The organism is Pseudomonas acericola (SeqCode), from assembly GCF_053456465.1.
This window is the reverse complement of sequence record NZ_JBRFJB010000015.1, coordinates 1-26,023: the sequence shown is the minus strand read 5'-3', so window position 1 is coordinate 26,023 and position 26,023 is coordinate 1. Positions and strand designations below refer to the sequence as shown.

General features: G+C 61.7%; 19 protein-coding genes. 10 read left to right on the top strand and 9 right to left on the bottom strand.

From position 1 onward, the window contains the following. Window positions 1–214 precede the first annotated feature (214 nt). From ACU688_RS27950 to ACU688_RS27940, 3 genes are read left to right on the top strand one after another with little or no spacing between them, the layout of a single operon-like run. Window positions 215–874: a paraquat-inducible protein A gene (locus ACU688_RS27950; protein ID WP_026136821.1), complete on the top strand. Its 660-nt coding sequence runs from the start codon at window positions 215–217 to the stop codon at window positions 872–874. Further along, the gene (locus ACU688_RS27945; RefSeq protein WP_448187207.1) at window positions 861–1,484 is read left to right on the top strand and encodes a paraquat-inducible protein A; all 624 of its coding nucleotides are present in this window, start codon (window positions 861–863) and stop codon (window positions 1,482–1,484) included. Before ACU688_RS27950 ends, ACU688_RS27945 begins: the two co-directional genes overlap by 14 nt. Continuing rightward, window positions 1,477–3,780 carry a PqiB family protein gene (locus ACU688_RS27940; protein WP_448187206.1) on the top strand — a complete coding sequence of 768 codons (2,304 nt, stop codon included), beginning with the start codon at window positions 1,477–1,479 and terminating at the stop codon, window positions 3,778–3,780. The genes ACU688_RS27945 and ACU688_RS27940 overlap by 8 nt, the downstream gene beginning before the upstream one ends. A 168-nt stretch (window positions 3,781–3,948) precedes the next feature. On the opposite strand, the gene mksF is transcribed toward ACU688_RS27940, so the two are convergent. Genes mksF through mksB form a run of 3 tightly spaced genes read right to left on the bottom strand, consistent with a single transcriptional unit; the run spans window position 3,949 to window position 8,760 of the window. Beyond that, window positions 3,949–6,789, bottom strand: a complete 2,841-nt coding sequence (gene mksF, locus ACU688_RS27935; RefSeq protein ID WP_207040193.1) for an Mks condensin complex protein MksF — start codon at window positions 6,787–6,789, stop codon at window positions 3,949–3,951. Next, the gene (mksE, locus tag ACU688_RS27930) at window positions 6,786–7,493 is read right to left on the bottom strand and encodes an Mks condensin complex protein MksE (protein ID WP_017529960.1); all 708 of its coding nucleotides are present in this window, start codon (window positions 7,491–7,493) and stop codon (window positions 6,786–6,788) included. The genes mksF and mksE overlap by 4 nt, the downstream gene beginning before the upstream one ends. Then, complete coding sequence (gene mksB, locus ACU688_RS27925; RefSeq protein ID WP_017737116.1) at window positions 7,483–8,760, bottom strand: Mks condensin complex protein MksB; 1,278 nt, start codon at window positions 8,758–8,760, stop codon at window positions 7,483–7,485. The genes mksE and mksB overlap by 11 nt, the downstream gene beginning before the upstream one ends. Window positions 8,761–8,947: 187 nt before the next feature. Between mksB and ACU688_RS27920 the strand changes: the two genes are divergently transcribed. Both ACU688_RS27920 and rimI read left to right on the top strand, forming a co-directional pair. After that, on the top strand, window positions 8,948–9,694 hold the full coding sequence (locus tag ACU688_RS27920; protein ID WP_448187208.1) for an energy transducer TonB: 747 nt from the start codon (window positions 8,948–8,950) through the stop codon (window positions 9,692–9,694). Continuing rightward, window positions 9,687–10,139, top strand: a complete 453-nt coding sequence (rimI, locus tag ACU688_RS27915) for a ribosomal protein S18-alanine N-acetyltransferase (protein ID WP_017737118.1) — start codon at window positions 9,687–9,689, stop codon at window positions 10,137–10,139. The genes ACU688_RS27920 and rimI overlap by 8 nt, the downstream gene beginning before the upstream one ends. Before the next feature lie 148 nt (window positions 10,140–10,287). On the opposite strand, the gene ACU688_RS27910 is transcribed toward rimI, so the two are convergent. Continuing rightward, window positions 10,288–10,590: a serine kinase/phosphatase gene (locus ACU688_RS27910; protein ID WP_448187205.1), complete on the bottom strand. Its 303-nt coding sequence runs from the start codon at window positions 10,588–10,590 to the stop codon at window positions 10,288–10,290. Window positions 10,591–10,728: 138 nt separating this feature from the next. Here ACU688_RS27910 and can point away from each other — a divergent pair, with 138 nt between their 5' ends. After that, a complete protein-coding gene (gene can, locus ACU688_RS27905; protein WP_003188288.1) occupies window positions 10,729–11,373 on the top strand; it encodes a carbonate dehydratase in 645 nt (214 codons plus the stop codon). Here the strand turns inward: can and ACU688_RS27900 are convergent. From ACU688_RS27900 to ACU688_RS27885, 4 genes are all read right to left on the bottom strand, one after another. Beyond that, complete coding sequence (locus ACU688_RS27900; protein WP_448187204.1) at window positions 11,370–11,891, bottom strand: SET domain-containing protein; 522 nt, start codon at window positions 11,889–11,891, stop codon at window positions 11,370–11,372. The two genes, can and ACU688_RS27900, sit on opposite strands and share 4 nt — an antisense overlap. A 147-nt stretch (window positions 11,892–12,038) precedes the next feature. Further along, window positions 12,039–13,208 (bottom strand): hypothetical protein, encoded by a 1,170-nt coding sequence (locus ACU688_RS27895; protein WP_448187203.1) that lies wholly within the window; start codon window positions 13,206–13,208, stop codon window positions 12,039–12,041. 101 nt (window positions 13,209–13,309) lie between these two features. Beyond that, entirely contained in the window at window positions 13,310–15,013 is a 1,704-nt protein-coding gene (locus tag ACU688_RS27890) for an acid phosphatase (protein ID WP_448187202.1), read from the bottom strand. Window positions 15,014–15,151: 138 nt separating this feature from the next. Beyond that, on the bottom strand, window positions 15,152–16,570 hold the full coding sequence (locus ACU688_RS27885; RefSeq protein WP_448187201.1) for a short-chain fatty acid transporter: 1,419 nt from the start codon (window positions 16,568–16,570) through the stop codon (window positions 15,152–15,154). Window positions 16,571–16,755: 185 nt separating this feature from the next. Here ACU688_RS27885 and ACU688_RS27880 point away from each other — a divergent pair, with 185 nt between their 5' ends. Further along, entirely contained in the window at window positions 16,756–18,045 is a 1,290-nt protein-coding gene (locus ACU688_RS27880) for an MFS transporter (protein ID WP_448187200.1), read from the top strand. Between the two features lie 3 nt (window positions 18,046–18,048). Here the strand turns inward: ACU688_RS27880 and ACU688_RS27875 are convergent, their stop codons facing one another. After that, window positions 18,049–19,419 carry a GntT/GntP/DsdX family permease gene (locus tag ACU688_RS27875; RefSeq protein WP_448187199.1) on the bottom strand — a complete coding sequence of 457 codons (1,371 nt, stop codon included), beginning with the start codon at window positions 19,417–19,419 and terminating at the stop codon, window positions 18,049–18,051. A 242-nt stretch (window positions 19,420–19,661) separates the two neighbouring features. Between ACU688_RS27875 and ACU688_RS27870 the strand changes: the two genes are divergently transcribed. The 3 genes from ACU688_RS27870 to ACU688_RS27860 are packed head-to-tail and all read left to right on the top strand — an operon-like array spanning window position 19,662 to window position 25,148. Next, window positions 19,662–20,873 carry a TolC family protein gene (locus ACU688_RS27870; protein WP_448187198.1) on the top strand — a complete coding sequence of 404 codons (1,212 nt, stop codon included), beginning with the start codon at window positions 19,662–19,664 and terminating at the stop codon, window positions 20,871–20,873. Window positions 20,874–20,891: 18 nt separating this feature from the next. Beyond that, entirely contained in the window at window positions 20,892–21,998 is a 1,107-nt protein-coding gene (locus ACU688_RS27865) for an efflux RND transporter periplasmic adaptor subunit (RefSeq protein ID WP_448187197.1), read from the top strand. An 18-nt stretch (window positions 21,999–22,016) separates the two neighbouring features. Beyond that, window positions 22,017–25,148: a CusA/CzcA family heavy metal efflux RND transporter gene (locus ACU688_RS27860; protein ID WP_448187196.1), complete on the top strand. Its 3,132-nt coding sequence runs from the start codon at window positions 22,017–22,019 to the stop codon at window positions 25,146–25,148. Window positions 25,149–26,023: the final 875 nt, after the last annotated feature.

The following is a 26,023-nucleotide window of genomic DNA, read 5'->3' as shown; positions in this document are numbered from 1 at the left end:
GTGAAACGATGCATCGCCGATGGTAGTGTGGGGTTTCCCCATGTGAGAGTAGGTCATCGTCAAGATTAAATTCCGAAACCCCATTTGCGAAAGCAGATGGGGTTTTGTTTTGGGCGCGAGAAAAGCAAAACAAGCCCCGACAAATTTGCACAGTTATTTCTGAACCAGACCACTAGAATAGGCACCTAACCTTTTTAGAGCCCGAGCCCTATTTATGCCCGATCCGGTTGATACCCCCGAGGTATCGGATTTACCACTGGACGACCTGGTGGCATGCCATGAGTGTGACTTGCTGATGCGCAAACCAGCGCTCGCCCTTGGCGAAAAAGCCCAATGCCCGCGTTGCGGTTACGAGCTGTATGCTCACCGCCACAATGTCGTTGAGCGAAGCCTCGCCCTGGTTATCGCCGCGCTGCTGCTGTATATCCCCGCGAACTTTTTGCCCATCATGCAGCTCAATCTACTGGGACAGTCTTCGGAGGACACCGTATGGAGTGGCGTCGTCGCTCTGTTCAATACGGGGATGCAAGGCGTTGCCGTCGTGGTCTTCCTGTGCAGCATGGGCATTCCCCTGCTCAAGCTGCTCTGCCAATTGGCGGTTCTGCTCAGCATTCGCTGGAACATCGGCCGCAGCTACGGGCTGCTGCTCTACCGTATCTACCACCACATGAAAGACTGGGGCATGTTGGAGGTCTACCTGATGGGCGTCCTGGTCGCGATCGTAAAACTCGCCGACATGGCCTCCATCACCATCGGCCTGGGCCTGGTCTGTTTTGTCAGCCTATTAATGGTTCAGGTCCTGCTTGAGGTGGTGATGTCGCCGCACCAGATCTGGCAAGCACTGTCAGGAGAGGATGAACATGCGGGCGATTGATGCTGGCATTCTGATTTGTACCGAATGCCATGAGTTGAACAAACAAGAGCCGGATACCGATGAGCAAACCTGCACCCGTTGCGGCGCGCTGGTCCATGCCCGACGTCCCAACAGCCTCACACGGACCTGGGCATTGCTGATCACGGCGGCCATTCTGTATATCCCGGCCAACCTTTTGCCCATCATGACGATCAACTCCCTCGGGCAGGGCGACCCCAGTACCATCATGGCGGGCGTGATCCAACTGGTGCAGCATGGCATGTTCCCCATCGCCGCCGTGGTGTTCATCGCCAGTATTCTGGTGCCAACCTTCAAGCTCGTTGGTATTGGTCTGCTACTGTTCTCCGTGCAGCGCCATCAGCCGCTGTCCGCACAACAACGTATCGTCATGTACCGCTTTATCGAATTCATTGGCCGCTGGTCCATGTTGGATATTTTCGTGATCGCCATCCTGGTGGCGGTTGTAAACTTCGGGCGACTTGCCAGTGTCGAGGCCAATCTCGGCGCTGCGGCGTTCGCCAGTGTGGTGATCTTGACGATGCTTGCCGCAGTAACTTTTGATCCCCGACTGATTTGGGATAACACGGAGTCGGACGACGACCATGAGTGATTTGCCAAAAGCTAAAACCCGCCCGGCCTCCAACTGGTCGGCCATCTGGGTGCTACCCCTGATTGCCCTGGTCATCGGCGGCTGGCTGGGATGGCGCGCCTATACCCAGCAGGGCATCGATATCCAGGTGCGCTTCGAAAGCGGCGAAGGTATCCAGGTCAACAAGACCGAAGTGGTCTACAAAGGCATGACGGTGGGCAAGGTCAAGGCCTTGGCCCTGGACGACGAAGGCAGTAATCGCGGGGTGATCGCCACCATCGAGATGAACAAGGACGTCGACCAGTACCTCAAGACCAACACGCGCTTCTGGCTGGTCAAGCCCAGTGTCAGCCTGGCCGGCATCACCGGTCTGGAAACCCTGGTCTCGGGTAACTACATCGCCGCCAGCCCCGGTGATGGCGAACCCACGCGCAAATTCAAGGCGCTCTCCGAAGAGCCGCCCTTGTCCGACGCCAAGCCCGGCCTGCACCTGACCGTCAAGGCCGACCGCCTCGGCTCGCTCAACCGTGGCAGCCCGGTGTTCTACAAGCAGATCCAGGTCGGCCAGGTCAAAAGCTACCTGCTCTCCGAAGACCAGAGCACCGTTGAAATCAAGGTCTACATCGAACCGACCTACGCCAACCTGGTGCGCAAACACACGCGTTTCTGGAACGCCAGCGGCATCAGCATCGACGCCAACCTCTCCGGCGTGAAGGTGCGCAGCGAATCCCTTTCCAGCATCGTCGCCGGCGGCATTGCCTTCGCCACGCCGGAGAACCGCAAGGACAGCCCGCCCACAGACCCAAGCCTGCCCTTCCGCCTGTACGAAGATTTCGACGCGGCTGCGGCCGGCATCAAGGTCAAGGTCAAGCTCACCGATTTCGAAGGCCTGCAAGCCGGCCGCACACCGGTGATGTACAAAGGCATCCAGGTCGGCAGCCTGAAAACCCTGAAGATCGACCCGTCGCTGTCCAGCGCCAACGCCGAACTGACCCTCGACCCGCTGGCCGAAGACTACCTGGTGCAGGACACCCAGTTCTGGGTGGTCAAGCCATCTATTTCCCTGGCCGGTATCACCGGGCTTGAGGCCTTGGTCAAAGGCAACTACATCGCCATCCGCCCCGGCGACAAAGGCAGCGCCCCTCAGCGCGAATTCGTCGCCCGCGCCAAGGCGCCACCCTTGGACCTGCGTTCCCCGGGGCTGCACATGGTGTTGTTCACCGATAACCTCGGTTCGCTGGATGTCGGCAGCCCGATCCTCTACAAACAGGTCAAGGTCGGCTCGGTACAGAGCTACCAGTTCTCGCGCAAGAACAAGCAGCTGGTGATCGGCGTCCACATCGAGAAGGAATACGAAAACCTGGTCAACGGCTCCACGCGTTTCTGGAATGCCAGCGGCGTCACCCTGACCGGCGGCCTCACCGGCGGCATCCAGGTCAAGAGTGAATCCCTGGCCAGCCTGATGGCCGGCGGTATCGCCTTCGAAACCCCAGAGCAGAACGTGCCGTTGAAGAAGCGCATTCCGCGCTTCCGCCTGTTTACCGACCGCGAGGCTGCCAATCAGCGCGGCACTCTGGTGACGATCAAGGTCGATCGCGCCGACGGCATGCGCCCGGGCACACCGGTACGTTTCAAAGGCCTGGATGTGGGCAAGATCGAAAGCGTCGATCTCAGCGCCGACATGCAGTCGGTGTTGCTCAGCGCGCGCATTACTCAAGTGGCGGACCGCATCGCCCGCGTGGGCAGCCAGTTCTGGGTGGTCAAGCCTGAGCTGGGCCTGATGAAAACCTCGAACCTGGAAACCCTGGTCACCGGCCAATACATCGAAGTGCAGCCAGCGGTGAAAAACGCAGGCCCGCAAAAGAGCTTCGTCGCACTGGATGAACCGCCGAAAGCCGTTCACCAAGAGGAAGGCCTGAGCCTCACCCTCAGCGCCGCACGGCGTGGCTCGCTGAAGGAAGGCGTACCCGTGACCTACCGCGAAGTCACCGTGGGCAAAGTCACCGGCTACGAGCTGGGGCAGACCGCTGACCGCGTGCTGATCCACGTCCTGATCGAGCCCAAGTACGCACCGCTGGTACGTAGCGGCAGCCGCTTCTGGAACACCAGTGGCTTTGGTCTCGACTTCGGCCTGTTCAAAGGGGCGACGGTGCGAACTGAGTCCTTAGAGACGCTGGTCGCGGGTGGCATTGCCTTCGCTACGCCAGATGGCGATCGTATGGGCAATGTTGCACTTGCGCAGCAGACCTTCCCGCTGTTCGACAAGTTTGAGGATGAATGGCTGACCTGGGCGCCTAAAATCCCACTCGGCAAGTAGACCGAGGCGCGGCCATCGCGGGCAAGCCCGCTCCCACAGGGGAATGCATTTTCAGAACCAATGCATTCCAAATGTGGGAGCGGGCTTGCCCGCGATGAGGCCCGAACAGGCAATAAAAAAGGCCCCTGGATTCACACCCAGGGGCCTTTTTCATGTCAGTCCAAAAACTCAGACCTCATCCAACTCCGGCTCATCCGCCTGCACATTCACCGTCGCCTTCACCACATCGTGACGACGAATGTACTTCCAATCCGCCTCATCGATATAGATCCCGTTCGGCCCGCTGCCGCCTTCCAGGTCAATCGCCACCTGGGCGGAAACCTGTGGCTTCACACTGGCCAGAATCGGCACAAAGCCCAGTTGCAGACTGGTTTCCAGCAACGCCGCCTGGTTCTTCTCGTCGATGTCCGCCGCCTCATCGAGGTAGTACGGCAAGCGCACGCGCCCGGCCTGGTCGCGGTCCATCAAGTGCAGCAACAAATACATGTTGGTCAGCGCCTTGATGGTCATGGTGGTGCCGTTGGACGCCGCGCCGTCGATGTCGGTGTGAATCACCGGCTGGCCATGCACCTTGGTGATCTCGAACGCCAGTTCGAACAGATCCTTGAGGCCCAACTGGTTATGGTTGGCGGCCACCAGGCGCGCCAGGTATTCCTTGGCCTCTTCGTTCTTGTTGTCCTGCTCGGCACTTTGGCTCAGGTCGAACACCGACAGGGTTTCGCCTTCTTCATACTGACCGGCACTGTGGATGATCTGGTCGATATGCTTGAGGGCTTCCTTGTTCGGCGCGAGCACGATGCGGAAGCTCTGCAGGTTGGAGACCTGGCGCTTGTTGATCTCGCGGTTGAACAACGCCAGTTGATGCTCAAGGCTGTCGTAGTCGCTGCGGATATTGCGCAAGGTCCGCGCGATATCGGTGACCGCCGCACGGCGTGCCTTGCCCAGGGTCAGCGCTTCATCGGTACGGTGCGCATACGCGTTGATCAGCAACTGCAGGCGCCGCTCAACGTCATCCTCGCTGTCGAACTTGGCCACACCCTTGAGGCGCACCTGGGCATACAACGCCTCGATCTGCCCATCCGCGCGCAGCAAGCCTTGCCAGCTGTCCTGATAGTCATTGAGCAGCGGCAGCAGGTTGTCCATGGAGTCGTCGACCGGGTCCATGAACGGCGTGCCGAACGGCAAGTCCGCCGGCAGCAACTGGCGACGGCGCAACGCGTCATCCAGTGTGCGTTGCTTGGCTTCCATATCGCCGATCTGACGGCCCACCAGTTGCAGCTTGGCCGACAACTGCTGGACGCGCTCGGTAAACGCATCGCTGGAGCGCTTCAACTCATCCTGCGCCGCTTCCATCTGCGCGAGGTTTTCCAGCTTCTCGCCTTCTTCGGCACTCAGTGTTTGCGCCCGGCGGAAATCTTCCAGCGCCTTCTGCGCGTCCAGTACCTGTTGGTACAGCGCTTCGGTCTGGGTCTTGCTCGCCGCCCGGTCAGAGGCCACGGCCTGCTGGGTTTTCAGTTGCTTGAGTTCTTTTTCCAGGCGCTCTTTCTGATCGCGCAACGCGGCGCGATCCGCCAGGGCCTGCAACGCCGGCGGTTCGATGTGGGAGATGTCGATGGACAGCCCCGGCACTTCAAAGCGTTCGCCCTTGAAGCCATCGAGGATCTGCTCCAGGGATTTGACCCACTGGCCGTCCTCATCCAGCGTGATGCCATGCTCGCCCAACGGCAGGCTGAACAGCGAACTGTTGAACAGGCGCATCAGACGCTCGACATCCTGCTGTGAGAATTCTTCGCGCAGTTTGGCGTAGCTGTTGTTGTCCGCGTGATCAAGCTGCTGCTTGACCGACTTCAAGCGCTTTTCCAGCTCGCGCAAGCGCTCGTCCAAATCCTCGGCGCTGAACTGCCGCGACTGCGCCAGGGCGCCTGCCAGTTCATCGTGAGCATCCTTGGCCGCCAGCAATTGCTGCTCCAGCACCTTCACGTCATCCACCAGCGCAAAGCGATGCTTGAGCACCGACAGCTCGCCCAGCCAACGCTGGATACCACTGATTTCCCGCTCCAGGCGCATCAGCTCCTGGGTACCGCCGCGCTGGTCGTTTTGCAGCGCGTCTTGCTCGCCGCGATAGTGCTCGGCCTGGATGGTCAGCTCTTCCTTGCGCGCACTGGCGTAGTCCGACCACGTGCCCAGCAACGAATCCAGCAGCGGCGACAGGCGATGCAGCTTGCCGCGCAATACGTCGCGCAGGCGCACGCCATTGGCCAGCGCTTCAACCAGCGGGCCGGCGGCTACCAGGGAGTTGTAGTCCTGCTCCATGCGTCGCACATCGCGGAAGGCTTCTTCGCACGCCGCGATGTAATCCACGCTACCGGAACGCAGGCTGTGTTCGAACGCATCGAGGAACAGTTGCTTGAGCTTGGCCGCCGTGATTTCACGCATGTGCAGCAGGTTGATAAACAGCGCGCGGAAGGTCTTCAGGCTCTGCTCGCTGGTAGAGCGCAGCGGGATCAACGTCAGGTCCAGCGGGATCGACGTGTGGCCGCCCACCAACAAACGGCGTAGTTCATCGGGCTTGAGCTCGTAGGCTTTCAGGCCTTCGCGCTCAAGGTTGGTGAACAACTCTTTCTGGCGCAGGCAGGTGTCGTTCTTCTGGTAATGCGCCAGGTCCAGCTTGCCGGCGTAGGCAAAGAACTGGTGACCGAAACCACCGCCCGGGCCGCGCCCGACTACGCCGATCACGTGCGGGCCGTGGGGCAGGGACACTTCGACGAGGATGTAGCTGGTGTCGGTGGCAAAGTAGAAGCGTCGCGATTGTTCCAGGGTGTACTTGCCGAAACTCATGTCCGACATGCGCGCCAGGATCGGGAACTGCAAGGCGTTGATCGACGCGGATTTACCCAGGTTGTTCGCGCCATACACCGACAGCGGTTCTTCCAGCGGGAACAAACCCAGGCTGTAGCCTGCGGTATTCAATAGGGCGAAGCGGCGGATGCCGTAGCGTTCCTTGCTCATGCGTCGGTCTCCTGTTCTTCGGCAATGGCGCGGGCCAGGGCGTCTTCTTCGCTTTCTTCGGCGAAGTCGCTGAGGTCCAGCGGGTCATCGGTCTTCAGCAGTTTTTCATCGCTGTCTTCGTCGATGATCACCGGCGCCGGCAGTGGTAACACGCTGTGCACGCTGGCTGCCAGGTCGCGGTCCTGTTGTACCGACAGGCACACATCGAGGAAGCGGTGCATCGGCGGCAGGAAGCGATAGATACCGTTGTCTTCGCTGGCAAAACCCAGTTGGGTCATGCGGCGCATGATTTTTTCTTCGAGTTCTTCCTGGGTCTGCACTTCGGCCTGGATAAACAGGTCGCGGTACTTCTCCAGCAGCGACGGCAATTCATCGCGGCCCAGGCTGCCACCGTCGAGCACCGCAATCGGGTCGCGGCCTTGATCCGCCAAGTGCTCAACAATGATGAACGTGAACAGGGCCAGGCGCTGCGCTGTCTTGTTTACCTGTGCGGCGGCCACGGCGGTGTCCGGCACGAAATAGTAGAAACCGCGTGTGTCGCAGACCAACTCAAAGCCCAGGGCCTTGAACAGCGTGCGGTACTGGTCCTGGAAGTTCGACAGTTGCGCGTACAGCTCCGGGTCGCGGCGGCTGACGTGGTAACCCTTGAACAGCTCGCGAAAGATCGGCGCCAGCTGGGACAGTTCGGATAGATCAAGATGCATGAGGGATGCTCGCAGAATTCTCGGGCGCGTCAGGCGTAACCGGGAGCAGGGCGAAGGAGCGCAGGCTGACCTGGTGCTCGGTGGTGTGGTAGTCGCGGCGTTCCAGGCGTTCGCGCTTGAAGCGTTTTTCGCGGGACAGCCGTGAGAACCAGTACAGCAATTCGTCGGTGGCGCCGTCCGGTTCCTGCTCCAGCAGCCAGGTCATCAGGTCTGGCATCGGCAGCGCGTCTTCGCAGCGTTCGAGCATTTCCTTGACGGTGCGCGGTGCGCGCTGGGCTTCGCCCTTGTGGGATTTGTGCGCCTTGGGGAATTTTGCCGGTTTCGGCTCGAAATTCGCCAGGGCGTACACATAGGCTTCCACCTGGCTCGCGCTGCCGAGAAAGGTGCTTTGCGGACGGGTAAACATCGGCATCGCGGCCTGTGGCACTGCGTCCAGGCCTTTGCGGCGGATCGCCGACAGGGCCAGCGCCGCGCCACGGGTCACGGCGTTGTGCCGACGCGCTTCTTCACGCAGCGGCAACAGCAGCTCCCGCGCATGACGCAAGGTCAGCTGGGCGCTGGTCTGCATTTCGAGGATGCGCGCGTGGGTGCGCAGCAGCATGTCGTCGTCCACCAGGTGGCCGAGGCGCTGTTGCTCGGTGAGCAGGCGCAGCAGCACGTTCTCGACCTTGCGCACGCCTTGTTCGAAGGCGCCGTCGGCGTTCACCAGTTGGATCATCGGTTCGACGTATTCATCCCAGGTCGCCAGGACCTCGGCATAACGCTGGCGCAACGGAATCTGCCGGTCGCTGGTCTTGGCGCGGTCGGCCACGGCAGCGAGGGCCTGTTCGTCGTTGGCGAGTTTTTTCAGCACATCCCGCACGCGCATATCCAGCAAGCGCAGTTGGCGGGCCAGGTCGTGGCCATCACGGATGTCGAAGGCGTCCTGGATATAACCGGCCAGGCGCTCAAGGTGGCGCAGGTAGGCTTCGATTTCCAGGCACAGGCCAAGCCGGTGCTCCTTGCGAAGATAAGCCAGGAAGTCATGGATCTGTGCGTTGAGCTCGAAACGGTTCGGGCTCTTGGCGACAGGCACCAGGATGTCCAGGCGAATCCACACGTCCAACAGGCTGGTGATGTCCTGTGGCGTGCTGTCCAGTTGTTGGGCGGCCAGTTGCGCGCGCAGTTCGGCAAGGCTCAGGGTGCCTTGGTCGAAGTGTTCGCACAGAGGCTCAAGTAATGCCCAGTGTTCGGCGAGGGCGCGTAGGACGCGCTTGGGTTCGATCATGGGAATGGCCGGCTGGTTGGCGATGAAAAGTCGCGATTGTACTGCATCAGGCGCGGGATTTATCCACAGCCGGTCAGTACGCAGTGGGCGATTGTTGCCGAACAACGGTAGAATCCCCGCTCTTTACTTATCCACAAGTGGCCGAGCTGTGCTTATCGAGTCCCGACGTCGCGCTTACTTGACCGCCATGCAGGTGGTCAACTGGCTGCCCCGCACCGAACTGCCGTTTGCCGCGCCCTCGCGGCCCGAGCTGTTGCAGGCGCTTGAGCCTTATGAGGCGTTCGAATCGTCGGGCGAGGAAGCCGCCGCGCCGGTAGCCGTGATCAAGCCTGATGCGCCGGTACGCCCTGTTGTAGAGCGGGCCAAGGTCGAAGTGCCGCGTCCGTCACCGGTGACCAAGGCGGCCAAGGTGGTCGAAGCGGCTGCCCCGGTGGCCAAGGCGCCGGTGGTGCCGCCGCCACGCTTTGCCCTGCAATTGCTGCGGGCCGGGCGCTGCCTGCTGCTGGTGGAACTGCCCACCGGCGAACGTTTCCAGACCCGCGACCCGGCTTATATGTTGCTCAAGGACATGCTGCGCGCCGCTGGCCTGCCCGACAGCCCGCAGATCGTCGGCGACCCGGTGCGCTGGCCGTTGCTGGTGCGCGGCAACATGGACCAGGGCCCGGACGCCGCGCGGGATTTTGTGCAAGGTTTTGTGTCTGCGCGCCTGGAAGACGAACCCTGCGTGTGCCTGTGGCTGATCGGCCTGCCCGCCGTGCGCTTTGCCGGCGAAGCCAATGCCGAAGCCTGGTACCGCGAGCTGCAGGTCGAAGGCCTGGGCTCGGTATGGGCCCTGCCGGGCCTGGAATTATTAATGGAAGAGCCACAGCGTAAGGCTGATGTCTGGCAAGCCATGCGCCGGCTGATGGCGCGCTGGAAAACAACCGATGAGTGAGGCTTTAACCTTCCGCCCGATGACCGAGGCTGACCTCGACGCCGTGCTGAAAATCGAATACGCGGCGTTCAGCCACCCCTGGACCCGTGGGATTTTTCTCGACGGGCTGGGCAAGTACCAGATCTGGCTGATGTTCGAAGGCGAGCAGCAGGTGGGGCATGGTGTGGTGCAGATCATCCTCGATGAGGCGCATTTGCTGAACATCACCGTCAAGCCGGAAAACCAGGGTCGTGGCCTGGGCTTGGCGTTGCTGGAACACCTGATGTCCCGGGCGTATGCGGCCAGTGCGCGGGAGTGCTTTTTGGAAGTACGTGACAGCAATACTGGTGCGTTCCGTCTGTATGAACGCTACGGGTTCAACGAAATTGGCCGTCGTCGCGACTACTACCCCGCAGTGGGCGGTCGCGAAGATGCGGTGGTCATGGCCTGCACGCTGGTCGACTAAACACACTTTCCCCTGTGAACACCGACCCCTGTGGGAGCTGGCTTGCCTGCGATAGGACCAACTCGGTGTCAAAGAAAAACCGAGTTGCCTGCATCGCAGGCAAGCCAGCTCCCACACAAGCCAGTTTCACAATGAGCTGTGCGCTGTGTCAGCGGTTTCCGTCTACGGGGTCAATGTCGGCCAGCTCGGCCTCATCCAGGCCATTCCCGCCGCCAATCTCATCTTCATCGACAATGCTCAGATCATAATCCGCCGCGTCATCGTCCCCTTCCTCCAGCGCATCTCGCGCCCCGCTCTCAGGGGTCAGCGCTTCTGGGGTCAATTCATCACCGCGCTGCGCACTCGGTGTCTCCTTGTCAAAATCCAGCTCGCGCATGGAGCCCATGCGGTCTTCGTTGTCATCAATGGGCTCAGGTTGCGTAGCGCCGTAGGGACGTCGTGATTCAGTCATGGCCTATCCTCATACTGTGGGGCTTATAGTGTGTGGACAGGCGTTGCGCCTCAAAGATTCAAGCTAATTTGCGCGCGGCGTGACCTGGACGAGGGGTTGTCAGTCACAAAACTGCGCATCATTCCTGAGGCTTTCCTGATGAACGAACTACAAGACCTGCTTGATAACAACGAACGCTGGGCGGATGCGATCAAACAGGAAGATCCCGAATTCTTCGCCAAGCTGGCCCGCCAGCAAACCCCGGAATACCTGTGGATCGGCTGCTCCGACGCCCGCGTACCGGCCAACGAGATCGTCGGCATGCTGCCGGGTGATCTGTTCGTCCACCGCAACGTGGCCAACGTGGTGCTGCACACCGACCTGAATTGCCTGTCGGTGATCCAGTACGCGGTGGACGTGCTCAAGGTCAAACACATCCTCGTCACCGGCCACTATGGCTGCGGCGGCGTACGCGCCTCGATGCAGGACCGCCAGTTTGGCCTGATCGACGGCTGGCTGCGCACCATCCGTGACCTCTACTACGAAAACCGTGACGTGCTGGCGCAGTTGCCGACCGAAGAAGAGCGCGTTGACCGTATGTGCGAGTTGAACGTGATTCAACAGGTGGCGAACGTCGGTCACACCAGCATTGTGCAAAACGCCTGGCACCGTGGGCAGAGCCTGTCGATCCATGGCTGCATCTACGGCATCAAGGATGGCCGCTGGAAGAGCTTGAACACCACCATCAGTGGCTTCGAGCAACTGCCGCCGCAATACCGCCTGCGCCCGTTGGGTGAAGCCTAAGGCTGTTTGCGCTCGCGCCATTTGGCCATGAAGGCCTGGCCTTCGGCGTTCAGCGGTTCGTTGCGCCCGGTAATCCAGCCTCGGCAGTTGAGTTCGCCGCACCGGCAGGCAAATTGCCGGAACAGCACCTCTTCAGTGTTGGCGTAGTCAATGGTCAGCGGGGCGCCGGCGCGGATTTCGTGCAGGGTCCAGACTTCCAGGTAATGCAGGTCGAGAAATACATTCGGCTTGCATGAATGGGAAAACAGCCCGCAAAACCAACAGTCGTACAGGTGGATACGGGATGACAGTTGCAACGTGTGCTGGCGTCGTTCGCTCAGGGCGTAGCCGGAGATATTGGCGATGCACACGCGGCTGTCAAACGTGACCCGCGTCTTGATCGCGCTGCCCACACCATCGGCGGCGTGCACCACTTCAAAATGTTGTGTCGAGGGGTAGCCCTTCCCGAGCTGGGGCTTGAAAGGGTAAAGGCAGTCACTCGCAGCCGTTTTAGCCTTATCCATGGCCTGAGTCTTCATAACTCTCCTTGGTTTGGCTGCATGGACCTGCGGGTGGTGGCTGACTACCAGTCTTGCAGCGGATGGGCGCGGCTCAAGACTCACTGAAGTTGGAGCCGATTTCTACTGTCAACGTTGACAGTAGAAATCGGTTTTTTTTTGTGCGGGCTACAACGCTGGAGCGTTGGCGGAGGGTGCAGGGGCGGGGATCTTGAGCTGCTTGAGTTGAGCCTTGATCGCCGGCGTGGCGCACAGGGCGTTGGCTTTTTCTGGGGAGAACTCGCGCACCGAGGTGTAGAACAATTCACACGTCTGCTCCTTGCGCGTGACCTGCCAGGTGTTCATGCAGGCCTTGAGCAGCACATTTGGGTCGCTCGCCGGTTTCTGCCCCATCCCGGCCTGCCAGCAGGCGGCGCTCAGATCCTGGCCCATGACCTTCAAGCCAACCTCGTCGGCCTTCTGTTCATTGCCGTCATAGGTGGCAGGGTCGGCCGCATACCAGATGTAACTCGGGTGGTTGGCACCCAGTACTGAAACGCTCTTGCCGGCCGCCGGGCTGATTTGCACCAGGCCCAGTACGCCCACGGTCTGCCCGTACTGCTGCTTGACCCAATTGCGCACCGGCGCGCCGAACGCCACCATCGGCAACGAACCTTTGGGGTGAAGGCTCAGTTCCTCGACCATGCGCGTCTGGTAGTCGGTGAAGTAGCCGTAGACATTTTGCAAGTCGGCGCCCGCGCTGGCCGGCGCGGCGATGGGCGCTATATCGATGATGGTCTGGTAGGCCGGGGTTTCGGTGGCCGGGATACCGTTGTCGGTGAGCAGCGCGGCCCAGCGGTCGGTGGTTTTCGATTCCAGGTAATCCTGAGCCTGGGTCAGCGAATAATCCGGCGGGAAGTGCAGCAGCTCGATGCTCTTGCGGTTTTCCAGGGCCATCCCCAGCGGCAGGAACAAGTACCAGTTGTAGGCCCACTTGCCGTCACTGTTGAGCTTGCTGGCGCCTTGGTACGCAAGGTCGGCGGTGGCGAGCAAGGCCGTCAAGGGCTGGCCGTAACTGTCGGGCACGCCGCTGAAGGTCGCCGCAACCTGGCCGTCGTGGGTTTTCACGCTGACTTTGGCGCGGCTGTAGCCATCCCGTTGCAGGCTCTGGGTCAGATAATGCTCGGCCGTCTGCTCCAGCGACCAGGGCCGAAAGCAGATCACGTTGCAGTTATTGGGGAAGGCGAACAACTGGGTGACACGTTGCGTGCTGCCCAGTGGTACTTCGACGTCAGCCTGCACGACCGCACTGGCCATCAGTGCGGCCAGGGTGAAGGACAACCTGGTCGGTTTATACATAGTTGATTCCTAGTCAGCGAAAACCCACCTCCACACAGTAGCGGCTGACCAGGCATCACGCGTGCGAAATCGCCGGGCGTGTCGCTATTGGATAAGAAAACCTACACCTCGAACTGCAAGGCGTTGCTCAGGTCACCCATGGGCTTTTGGCCACGGGCGATCATCGCGTCATCGCGCTGCTTGAGGCCGTCAAGGGTTTCCAGTTGGAACACGCGGGTGATCAAGCGCAGGATCGACGCCGTGTCGTACACCGTGTGGTCCACCGTGCCCTTGCGTGCAAACGGCGACACCACCAGCGCCGGAATCCGCGTGCCGGGGCCCCAGCGCTCGCCCTTGGGTGGCGCGACGTGGTCCCACCAGCCGCCGTTTTCATCGACGGTGACCACCACCACCATGTTTTTCCACTGCGGGCTTTCTTGCAGCACCTTCAAGGCGCGGGCGATATGGCGGTCACCCGAGGCCACGTCGGCGTAGCCGGCGTGCATGTTCAAGTTGCCCTGGGGTTTGTAGAAGGTCACCGCAGGCAGCTTGCCAGCCTGGGCATCGGCAAAGAACTTGTTGGTGCTCGACTCGTCACCCAAGCCGCCATCACGCAGGCGCTTGTCCCGCTCGACACGGTTCTCTGGCCCCTGCTTTTTGAAATAGTTGAACGGCTGATGGTGATACTGGAAGTTCGGAATCTTCGGGATACCTCCCGAGTCCTTGAACTGGTCCAGCGTCGCTTGCCAGGCGCCGGCGTACCAGGCCCAGTCGACGTTCTTTTTCGACAGTTTGTCGCCGATATGCTCGTGGGTTTGCGGCACCAGCACGTTGGGCAGGTCGGGTTTGGAGTAATCCGGGTTTTCCGGGTCACGGATCCAGGTCGGCCAGTAGGGCGGGGCCAGGGTGTTCACGCCAAAACCGTCCGGGGTCAGCGCGCTGGGGCCGAACTGCGGCGCGCCGGTCATCGCGCTGGCCGGGGATTTGTCCAAGGGTTTCAGGCGCGTGTCGGTCGGGTCATCGCTTTGCAGCGTGGCAATCTGCGCCTTGGCCACGGACTGCGCGGCATTCGGATAAAACGGCGCGGTGGCGCTGATCAGGTACTGGTGGTTGAGGAACGAGCCACCGAAGGCGCCCTGGAAGAAGTTATCGCAGAGCACAAACTCCTTGGCCACATCCCACAGGCGCAGGGAATAACGGCTCTGGGCGTAATAACCCATCACCAGGCCACCGGAATCGCCCCACGCGACAAAGTTATCGTTCTTGCCGCCGTTGATCTGCATCTGGTTCTGGTAGAACACGTGCCACAGGTCGCGGGTGACCAGGCTCAGAGGCAGGTCCTCGGCGTTCGGGCCCTTGAGGGCGAACGGTGCGTTGGGCAGGTTTTGCTGGAATTGCACTTCGCTGGGATACGTCACCCCGTCCACGCTTTGCGGCCCGACTTGCAACACACCGCCCCAGGCCGGGGGCAGGGTGGTCAGCAGGCTACCGTCGCGGTCGCGTTGCTGGGCGTCGGTGGGGTTGAGGGCCGACAGCGGTTTCTCCACGCCGGGGAAGTCTGCAAACAGGTTGTTGAAGCTGCGGTTCTCGGCATAGATCACCACCACGGTTTTCACCTGGTCGTGCAGGGCCTTGTCCAGCTCCTGGGCCGTCAGCGGGCGCGCCACCGGTTTGCTGCCCGGTGCTTCATTTGTGTTGCCGCAAGCACTCAAAGTCGCGCCAACCCCCAGCACCGCCGCGCCTCCCAGGAAACGCCGGCGGCTGCTGTCTACTGGCGCTTGATCGGCGGAATCGGCGGAAGGGCGGTCTGCGTGCTCATCGGTCATTGCGGGGAGTCCCTGGCGAGATGTTGCAAGATATTTCGCAGGACGGTAGCAATGCAATGTGACGGAATTAAGGCAGCGGTAAGTTGCAAGCTTCAAGCGGTAAGCTTAAGGCTTACAACTTGAAGCTTGCAGCTGCTCTCAGGGCATCATCGGCGGCAAATACGTCAACGTCGTTCCCAACGCCCACAGCAGAAACAACACCAGCGGCGTATGCACCAGCAGCTGCACAAAGGAAAACCCGATCAGATCCCGCGCCTTCAGCCCCAGCACGCCCAATAGCGGCAGCATATAGAACGGGTTGATCAGGTTCGGCAGCGCCTCAGCCGCGTTGTAGATCTGCACCGCCCAGCCCCGGTGATATTGCAGGTCATTGGCCACCTGCATCACATACGGCGCTTCGATGATCCACTTGCCACCGCCCGACGGAATAAAGAAGCCCAGCACCGCCGAATAAACGCCCATCAGCAGCGCATAGGTGTCATGGGAAGCGATCGACGTAAAGAACGTCGAGATATGGTGCGCCAGGGTCTGGCCGTCGCCGCCCTTGACCACGGTCATCAGCGCGGCGATCGAGCCGTACAGCGGGAACTGGATCAGCACGCCGGTGGTGGTTGGCACTGCCCGCGCCACCGCATCGAGGAAGCTGCGCGGGCGCCAGTGCAGCAGGGCACCGACCATGATGAACAGGAAGTTATAGGTGTTGAGCCCCGAGATCGCGCTGATCGCCGGTTTGGTCGAGAACTCATGAAACAGCCAACCCGCCGCCAGCAGCGCCAGCAAGATGGTCAGCAACGGGCTGTGTTCCAGCCATTCGCCAGGGCGTGTCGGCGCTTGCAGCTTGGGCAGGTTGAATGCCGGGTCGACGCCGCAGGCCTTGGCATCACGCGCGCTGTTCGGGCCGGGCGCGGTGGCGTAGGCGATGATCAGCGACACCACGATCAGCGCCAGCAACAGCACGCCGGATTGCCACAGGAAGATCGTGTCGGTGAACGGGATCACCCCGGTGATCGACAGGATCGACGGCGGCAAACTCGCCGGGTTGGCTTGCAACTGCGCCGCCGATGACGACAGCCCCAGCGCCCACACCGCGCCAAGGCCCAAGTAAGCTGCGGCACCGGCCGCGCGGTAATCCATGCGCAAATCCGTACGACGGGCCAGCGCCCGTACCAGCAAGCCGCCGAACACCAGGGACAAACCCCAGTTGAGCAGGGACGCCACCATGGAGATCAGTGCCACCCAGGCCACGGCCGAGCGGCCGTTCTTGGGGATGCGCGCCAGGCGATCGATCAGCTTCACCGCTGGCGGCGAACTGGCCACCACATACCCACCGATCACCACAAATGCCATCTGCATGGTGAACGGGATCAGGCTCCAGAACCCATCGCCAAAGGCCTTGGCGGCTTCGGTCGGCGCGGCGCCCATGCCCAGGGTCGCTACGGCGACAATAATCACGGCGAGGGCGGCAAACACCCACGAATCCGGGAACCAGCGTTCGGCGAAGTTGGAGCAGCGCAGGGCAAAGCGGGCATAGCGGCTTTCTTCGATAGCATCGGCCACGAGTCATTCCTCTTGTATTTATTATGGGGCAGGCAATTTTTCGGCATGTTCCGCTACGGCCATTGATATGGGAATGCAGTTATCTTCATCGATCCATGAGGAAAACAAATATATCTGCGGCGATTGCCATCATCCGGCCCAGCTCATAACCTGCACGCCATTTTGTTTGTCTGCCGAGCCTTCACATGACTGCCACCCTTGCCCCTCAGGCGCAGCGTTTTTCCCGCTCCGACTACAAAACCCTGGGCCTGGCCGCCTTGGGCGGGGCCTTGGAAATCTACGATTTCATCATCTTCGTGTTCTTTGCGCTGACCTTGAGCCAACTGTTTTTCCCCCCGGAAATGCCCGAGTGGCTGCGCCTGCTGCAAAGCTTCGGCATCTTCGTCACCGGTTACCTGGCGCGCCCATTGGGCGGCATCCTGATGGCGCATTTCGCCGACCACCTGGGACGCAAACGTGTATTCAGCCTGAGCATCTTGATGATGGCGCTGCCGTGCCTGCTGATCGGCATCATGCCGACCTATGCGCAGATCGGTTATTTCGCACCGCTGATCCTGCTGTTTCTGCGCGTGCTGCAAGGTGCTGCGGTCGGCGGCGAAGTGCCCAGTGCCTGGACCTTCGTCGCCGAACACGCACCGGTTCATCACCGCGGCTACGCGTTGGGTTTCCTACAAGCCGGCCTGACCTTCGGCTACCTGCTCGGCGCACTCACCGCCACGCTGCTGGCGCAAGTCTTCACGCCGGCCGAGATCCTCGACTACGCCTGGCGTTTCCCTTTCCTGCTCGGCGGTGTGTTCGGCGTGATCGGCGTGTGGCTGCGCCGCTGGCTCAGTGAAACTCCAGTGTTCCTCGAAATGCAGGCCCGCCGCCAAGCCGCCGCCGAACTGCCACTGCGCACCGTGCTACGCGACCACCGCGCCGTGCTGCTGCCGGCGATGATCCTCACCTGCGTCCTCACCTCCGCCGTCGTAGTGCTCGTGGTCATCACCCCGACCATGATGCAAAAAACCTTCGGCATGAGCCCCAGCCACACCTTCGCCTTGAGCGCCCTGGGCATCGTATTCCTCAATATTGGCTGCGTCCTTGCCGGCCTGCTGGTGGACCGCATCGGCGCCTGGCGCGCGGTGCGGGTCTACAGCCTGTTGCTGCCGGTGGGGATTGCGCTGCTGTATGCCAGCCTGATCAACGGCGGCCTCTGGCTCGGCGCGGCATACGCCGTGGCGGGGTTGAGCTGTGGTGTGGTGGGCGCGGTGCCGTCGGTGATGGTCGGGCTGTTTCCGGCGCGCGTGCGGGTGTCGGGGATTTCCTTTACCTACAACATTGCCTACGCGCTGTGGGCGAGTACGACGCCGCTGTTGTTGATTGCGTTGATGCCGACGAGCCCGTGGATTTGCGTGGGGTATTGCGTGGTGATGGGGGCGGTGGGGGTGGGGTGTGTGGCGTTGTTTGGCAAGCGCCACACCTTGGCTACCTAAGTGTCAGGTCAGGAAATGCCAGAGCAGCAGCGTACCGATCAGCCCGACCACTGAAACAATCGTCTGCAACACCGACCAGACCCAAATCGTCTGCTTTAACTGCAACCCAAAATACTCCCGCACCATCCAGAACCCAGCATCGTTCACATGGCAAAAGAACACCGAGCCCGCGCCAATCGCCAGCGCCACCAGTGAACTTTGTGTCGCGGCCAACCCCGCCATCATCGGCGCGAGGATGCCCGCCGTGGTGGTGGTGGCCACCGTCGCCGAGCCGGTGGCCTGGCGCAGTGCCACGGCGATCAACCAGGCCAGCAGCAGGTACGGCATGTGTGCACCTTCGGCGACCTTGCTGATGGTCTGGCTGACGCCGGCGTCCAGCAGGGTTTGCTTGAGGCCGCCGCCGGCGCCGATGGTCAGCAGCAATACGGCGATGGGGGCGAGGGCTTTGCGCAGGGTGTTGCCGACTTCCGCACGCGGCATGCCGGCGGCCCAGCCCAGGCAGATAACGGCAGCGATCACGGCCAGGCCGAGGGCGATCAGCGGTTCGCCGAGAAATTTCAACGTCAGCGCCACTGGGTTTTCCGCGGTCATGGCGACTTTGGCCAAGGTGCTGCCGAGCATCAGAATCACCGGCAACAAGATGATCAGCAACGACACCCCAAAGCTCGGCTGACGCGGTGCCTTGGGCGGGGCGCTGAACAGCGCGCCGATGTCGGCCGGCTCATCCACGTGCAGGCGTTTGGACAGCCAGTTGCCGTAGATCGGCCCGGCGAGAATGACCGCCGGCACCGCCAGGCAAAACCCCAGCAACATGGTCAGGCCCAGGTCGGCGTGCAACGCGCCCACCGCAATCAGCGGCCCCGGGTGCGGCGGCATCAGGGCGTGCAGGGTGGTCATGCCCGCCAGTGCCGGGATGGCAATTTTCAACAGCGGCTGGTTCGAACGTTTAGCCATCACAAAGATGATTGGCACCATCATCACCAGGCCCACTTCGAAGAACAGCGGCAAACCAATCACCATCGCCACCAGCGCCATCACCCACGGCAACGACTTGCCCCTGCCCAGCCCGAGCAGGGTGGTGGCGATACGGTCGGCCGCGCCGGATTCGGCCATCAGCGCGCCGAGCATCGAGCCCAGGGCAATGATGATCCCGGCTTCACCGAGGATCGCCCCAGCGCCTTTGCTGAACGCCTTGGCCACTTCTTCCGGCGGCAGCCCGGCGCCGACACCGGCAATAAAGGTGCCGATCAGGATCGACAGAAACGGCGGCAACTTGGTCGCGCTGATCAGCACGATGATGCTGGCGATGGCCAGCAGGACGCAGAGCATGAGGCGGGTGTCGTGAACCATCCACGCGGCAGTCGATAACTCCAAGACGGGACTCCTTATCGAACAGGTTGGGAAAATTGTTTCTTTTTGTTTCCTGCTCGAAAAGCATACCTGATACCGCGCTGGCCCAGTGCGGGTGTGCCGTTTTGGTGCGATCAGCGGCGCTCGCCCTCAGTGCCCGCTCCAGAGCCATTGCTGTCGGATTTGTAATCTTTGCTCCACGGCCCTGATAAGTCGCGAACGCTACATTCCACCCGTTTGTACTTCATGGGCGTGGAACTCTTGATATGCCAATTTCCGTTAGAAACCTTGTGGGGGCGACGCTGTTGTGGGTGGCCACCAGCGCTGCCCAGGCGCAATCCCTCACCCTTGATTCAGCGTTGCAGAGCGCCTTCGCCAACAACCCCGACCTGGCCGCTGCGCAGTGGGAAATCGACATCGCCCAGGGCGGCCGCCAGCAAGCTGGGCTGATCCCCAACCCGGTGCTGTCCGTGGATGCCGAAGACACCCGCCGCGACACGCGCACAACCAGCGTCAAACTCAGCCAGACCCTGGAACTGGGCGGCAAGCGCGGTGCGCGGATCGATGTGGCCAGTCGCGCCCAAGACGCCGCTGCACTGACTTTGGAGCAGCGCCGCAACACCCTGCGTGCCGATGTGATCGACGGCTACTACAGCGCCCTGCGCGCTCAGGAACGCCTCGACCTGGCCCAGCGCTCTCTGGCCTTGGCCGAACGCGGTCTGGTGGTTGCCAACGGCCGCGTGACGGCGGGCAAAACCTCTCCCGTGGAAGCCACCCGCGCCCAGGTGCAGTTGTCGGAAATACGCCTGGAATTCAACCGCGCGCAAATGGGCCGCACCGATGCCTATCGCCGCCTGGCGGCCAGCACCGGCAGCGCCACTGTCGCCTTTCAGACCGTCGCCACGCAAAGCCTGCCGATGCCTCCCGCTGCCCAGTTGCTGGCGCGCCTCGAACAAACCGCCGAACTGCGCCTGGCCGAGCTACAAATCCTGCACAGCGAAGCCAGCGTCGGCCTGGAAAAATCCCAGCGCATTCCCGATCTCGACGTGTCCATCGGCAGCCAATATGACGCCGGCGCGCGTGAGCGGGTGAACCTGGTGGGCGTGTCGATGCCGCTCCCGCTGTTCAACCGCAACCAGGGCAACATCCTCGCCGCCAGCCGCCGCGCCGACCAGGCCCGCGACCTGCGCAACGCCACCGAACTGCGCCTGCGCACCGAAATCCGCCAGGCCCTGGACCTGTGGCAAACCGCAAACACCGAAGTGCGCGCCTTCAACCAACAGATCCTGCCGGCCGCCCAAAGCGCGGTGGACAGCGCCACCCGTGGTTTCGAGATGGGCAAATTCAACTTCCTCGACGTGCTCGACGCCCAGCGGACCTTGATCGCCGCGCGTAACCAGTACCTCACGGCCACCGCCCAAGTCACCGACGCCTGGGTGCGCATCGAGCGGATCTACGGCGACCTCGCCCGCTTTTGATTTTTCCTGGAGTCCTCTATGCACAACAAATATGGCGTGGCGCTTGCCGTCGCCTTGAGCCTGATGCTCTCGGGTTTTGCCAACGCCGATGAAGAAGAAGGCGAATTGGAACTCAGTGAGCAGCAGATCCAGGCCGCCGGGATTCAACTGGCCCAGGCGCAACCGCGCTCCCTCAGCACGCTGCTGACGTTACCGGCCGAAGTGCGTTTCGACGAAGACCGCACCTCCCACATCGTCCCGCGTGCGGCGGGCGTGGTGGAGGCGGTGCAGGTCAACCTCGGCCAGGCGGTGAAAAAAGGTGAGTTGCTGGCAGTGATCGCCAGCCAGCAGATCTCTGACCAACGCAGTGAGCTGGCCGCCAGCGAGCGCCGGGTCGAACTGGCCCGCACCACCTTCCAGCGCGAGCGCCAATTGTGGCAGGACAAGATCTCCGCCGAGCAGGATTACCTGCTGGCGCGGCAAACCCTGCAAGAAGCCGAAATCGCCCTGAACAATGCCCGGCAAAAGATGAAAGCCTTGAGCGGCAGTGCTGTGCTGGTCGGTGGAAATCGCTACGAACTGCGTGCGCCGTTTGCCGGTGTGGTGGTGGAAAAGCACCTCGGCGTCGGCGAAGTGGTCAGCGAAACCAGCAACGCCTTTACCCTCTCGGACCTGTCCCAGGTGTGGGTCACCTTTGGCGTGTTTCCCAAGGACTTGAACAAGGTGCGCGTCGGCAAGCCGGTGAAAGTCAGCTCCACCGAAATGGGCACTGAAGTCAGCGGCACTGTGGCCTACGTCGGCAACCTGCTCGGCGAACAGACGCGCACCGCCACCGTGCGCGTCAGCGTGCCCAACCCCGACGATGCCTGGCGCCCCGGCTTGTTTGTCAGCGTGCAGCTCGCCACCGAAACCTTCCAGGCCAAGGTCACCGTGCCTCAGGACGCGATCCAGACCGTCGAGGAAAAACCCTCGGTGTTCCAGCGCACCGAGCACGGCTTTGTCACTCGCCACCTGGAACTGGGCGTGAGCGAAAACGGCTACGTCGAAGTGCGAAAAGGCCTGGAAGCCGGTGCGCAAGTAGCGACGGTTGGCAGCTTCATCCTCAAGTCCGAACTGGGCAAAGGCTCGGCCGAGCACGCCCATTGATCCTGCGAGTGATTCCCCATGTTTGAGCGCCTTATCCAATTCGCCATCGAGCAGCGCATCATCGTGCTGCTGGCGGTGCTGTTGATGGCCGGTGTCGGCCTCGCCAGCTATCAGAAACTGCCGATCGACGCGGTGCCTGACATCACCAACGTGCAGGTGCAGATCAACTCGGCGGCGGCGGGCTTTTCGCCGTTGGAAACCGAGCAGCGCGTGACCTTTCCCATCGAAACCGCGATGGCCGGTTTGCCTGGGTTGCAGCAGACCCGTTCGCTGTCGCGCTCGGGGTTGTCCCAAGTGACGGTGATCTTCAAGGACGGCACCGACCTGTTCTTCGCCCGCCAACTGGTCAACGAGCGCCTGCAAGTGGCGCGGGAACAATTGCCCAGCGGCATTGAAACGGCGATGGGGCCGATTTCCACCGGGCTTGGGGAAATATTCCTATGGACCGTCGAGGCCGAGGACGGCGCACTCAAGGACGACGGCACAGCCTACACGCCGACCGACCTGCGGGTGATCCAGGACTGGATCATCAAGCCGCAACTGCGCAACGTCCCCGGCGTGGCCGAGATCAATACCATCGGCGGCTTCGCCAAGGAATACCAGATCGCCCCGGACCCCAAGCGGCTGGCGGCCTACAACCTGACGTTGAACGACCTGGTCACCGCGTTGGAGCGCAACAACGCCAACGTCGGCGCCGGTTACATCGAGCGCAGCGGCGAGCAACTGTTGATCCGCGCACCGGGGCAGGTGGCGTCCATCGACGACATCGCCAATATCGTCATCACTACGGCGGATGGCACGCCGATTCGCGTGCGCAATGTCGCCCAAGTCGACATCGGCCGTGAGATGCGTACCGGCGCGGCCACCGAAAACGGCCGTGAGGTGGTGCTGGGTACGGTGTTCATGTTGATCGGCGAAAACAGCCGCAGCGTGTCCCAGGCAGTGGCGAAAAAGCTCGAAGAGATCAACCGCTCGCTGCCCGCAGGCGTGGTCGCGATCACCGTGTATGACCGCACCAACCTCGTCGAAAAAGCCATCGCCACCGTTAAGAAAAACCTCTTCGAAGGGGCGCTGCTGGTGGTGGCGGTGCTGTTCCTGTTCCTCGGCAATATCCGCGCGGCGTTGATCACCGCGATGGTGATTCCCCTGGCGATGCTGTTCACCTTTACCGGCATGTTTACCAACAAGGTCAGCGCCAACCTGATGAGCCTCGGCGCATTGGACTTCGGCATCATCGTCGACGGCGCAGTGGTGATTGTCGAGAACGCCATCCGCCGCCTGGCCCACGCGCAGCAACGCCACGGGCGCCTGTTGACCCGCAGCGAGCGCCTGCACGAAGTGTTTGCCGCGGCCAAGGAAGCGCGGAGGGCGCTGATCTTCGGGCAACTGATCATCATGGTGGTGTACCTGCCGATCTTCGCCCTCACCGGCGTGGCCGGGAAGATGTTCCATCCCATGGCCTTTACGGTGGTGATCGCCTTGTTGGGCGCGATGATTCTGTCGGTGACCTTTGTGCCGGCGGCGATTGCGTTGTTTGTCACCGGCAAGGTCAAGGAAGAAGAAAACCTGGTGATGCGCACCGCGCGCCGTGTCTATGCGCCGGTGCTGGACGGAGTCATGGCGCGCCGGCCGCTGGTGTTCGGCCTGGCGCTGCTGGCCATCATCGCCTCGGGCGTGGTTGCCAGCCGCATGGGCAGCGAATTTATCCCCAGCCTCAGCGAAGGCGATTTCGCCCAACAGGCCCTGCGCGTGCCCGGCACCAGCCTGACCCAATCGGTGCAGATGCAGCAGCAGTTGGAAACCACCTTGATGGCCCAGGTCCCGGAAATCCTGCGGGTGTTTGCCCGTACCGGCACTGCGGAAATTGCCTCCGACCCGATGCCGCCGAATATTTCTGACAGTTACGTGATGCTTAAACCGAAGGACCAATGGCCGGACCCGAACAAGTCCCGGGAAAGCCTGATCGCTGATATCCAACGGGCCAGTGCGATTGTGCCGGGCAGTGCGTACGAACTGTCGCAGCCAATCCAACTGCGCTTCAACGAGCTGATTTCCGGGGTGCGCAGTGATGTGGCGGTGAAGGTGTTCGGCGATGACATGGCGGTGCTCAACAAGACCGCCGGAGAAATCGCCGAAACCCTCAAGGGCCTCGATGGCGCCTCGGAAGTGAAGGTGGAACAGACCTCCGGCCTGCCGGTGCTGACCATCAATATCGACCGCGACAAGGCGGCGCGTTTTGGCCTGAATGTGGGCGATGTGCAGGACACCATTGCCGTCGCCGTCGGTGGGCGTCAGGCCGGCACGTTGTACGAAGGTGATCGGCGTTTTGACATGGTTGTGCGTTTGTCCGACGCGCTGCGCACCGATATCGACGGGCTGTCGCGGCTGTTGATCCCGGTGCCAGGCAACGCGGCAGGGCAGTTGGGTTTTATTGCGTTGTCCCAGGTGGCCAGCCTGGACCTGGTCCTGGGGCCCAACCAGATCAGCCGTGAGAACGGCAAGCGGTTGGTGATCGTCAGTGCCAACGTACGCGGGCGGGATATTGGCTCGTTTGTGGACGAAGCCGAGGCGGCAATCCTCGAGAAGGTGAAGGTGCCGGCCGGTTACTGGACCACCTGGGGCGGCCAGTTCGAGCAACTGAAGGAAGCCTCCGAACGCCTGCGTATTGTGGTGCCGGTGGCGCTGCTGCTGGTGTTTGGATTGTTGTTCATGATGTTCAACAACCTCAAGGATGGGCTGCTGGTGTTTACCGGGATTCCGTTCGCGTTGACCGGTGGGATCATGGCGCTGTGGTTGCGGGATATTCCACTGTCGATCTCGGCGGGGGTGGGCTTTATCGCCCTGTCCGGCGTGGCGGTACTCAACGGGCTGGTGATGATTGCGTTCATCCGCAACCTGCGCGAAGAAGGGCGCTCGTTGTCGGTGGCCATCAACGAAGGCGCACTGACTCGCTTGCGCCCGGTGTTGATGACCGCGTTGGTGGCGTCCCTAGGGTTTATCCCCATGGCACTCGCCACCGGCACCGGCGCCGAGGTCCAGCGGCCGCTGGCAACGGTGGTGATCGGCGGGATCATTTCGTCGACGTTGCTGACCCTGCTGGTGTTGCCGGCGCTGTATCAGTGGGCGCATTGCAGGGAAGAAGCAGAATGAACACCGCGCAGCCTCTTTGAAATGCAATCAAATGTGGGAGCTGGCTTGCCTGCGAAGACGGCGGCACAGGCAACATCCCAGTTGCCAGACCCACCGCCATCGCAGCCTCGCTAAAGCTCGACAGCTCCCACAGGGAATTGGGTTTGCAGGCTGCGTCAGGTGTACACCGTTAAAAATGTGGGAGCTGGCTTGCCTGCGAAAGCGGCGGCACAGGCGAAACCTCTATTGCCTGACCCACCGCCTTCGCAGCCTCGCTAAAGCTCGACAGCTCCCACAGGGGATTGGGTTTGCAGGCTATGGCAGGCGTACACCGTTCAAACTGTGGGAGCTGGCTTGCCTGCGATAGCGGCGGCACAGGCGAAACCTCTATCGCCTGACCCACCGCCTTCGCAGCCTCGCTAAAGCTCGACAGCTCCCACAGGGGATTGGGTTTGCAGGCTGTGTCAGGTGTACACCGTTCAAAATGTGGGAGCTGGCTTGCCTGCGAAGACGGCGGCACAGGCGACATCCCAGTCGCCAGACCCACCGCCATCGCAGCCTCGCTAAAGCTCGACAGTTCCCACAGGGTATTGGGTTTGCAGGCTGTGTCAGGTGTACACCGTTCAAAATGTGGGAGCTGGCTTGCCTGCGATAGCGGCGGCACAGGCAACATCCCAGTTGCCTGACCCACCGCCTTCGCAGCCTCGCTAAAGCTCGACAGCTCCCACAGGGGATCGGGTTTGCAGGCTGTGCCAGGTGTACACCGTTCAAAATGTGGGAGCTGGCTTGAACTGGTCCAGTAATTTCGGACATTCTTTTCGGTTCTCACGCCGCTAACTTTTCTGCTGCTATTGGCGAATGGTATCCGTTGTAGCTGTGGCGCCTTACGCTGTTGT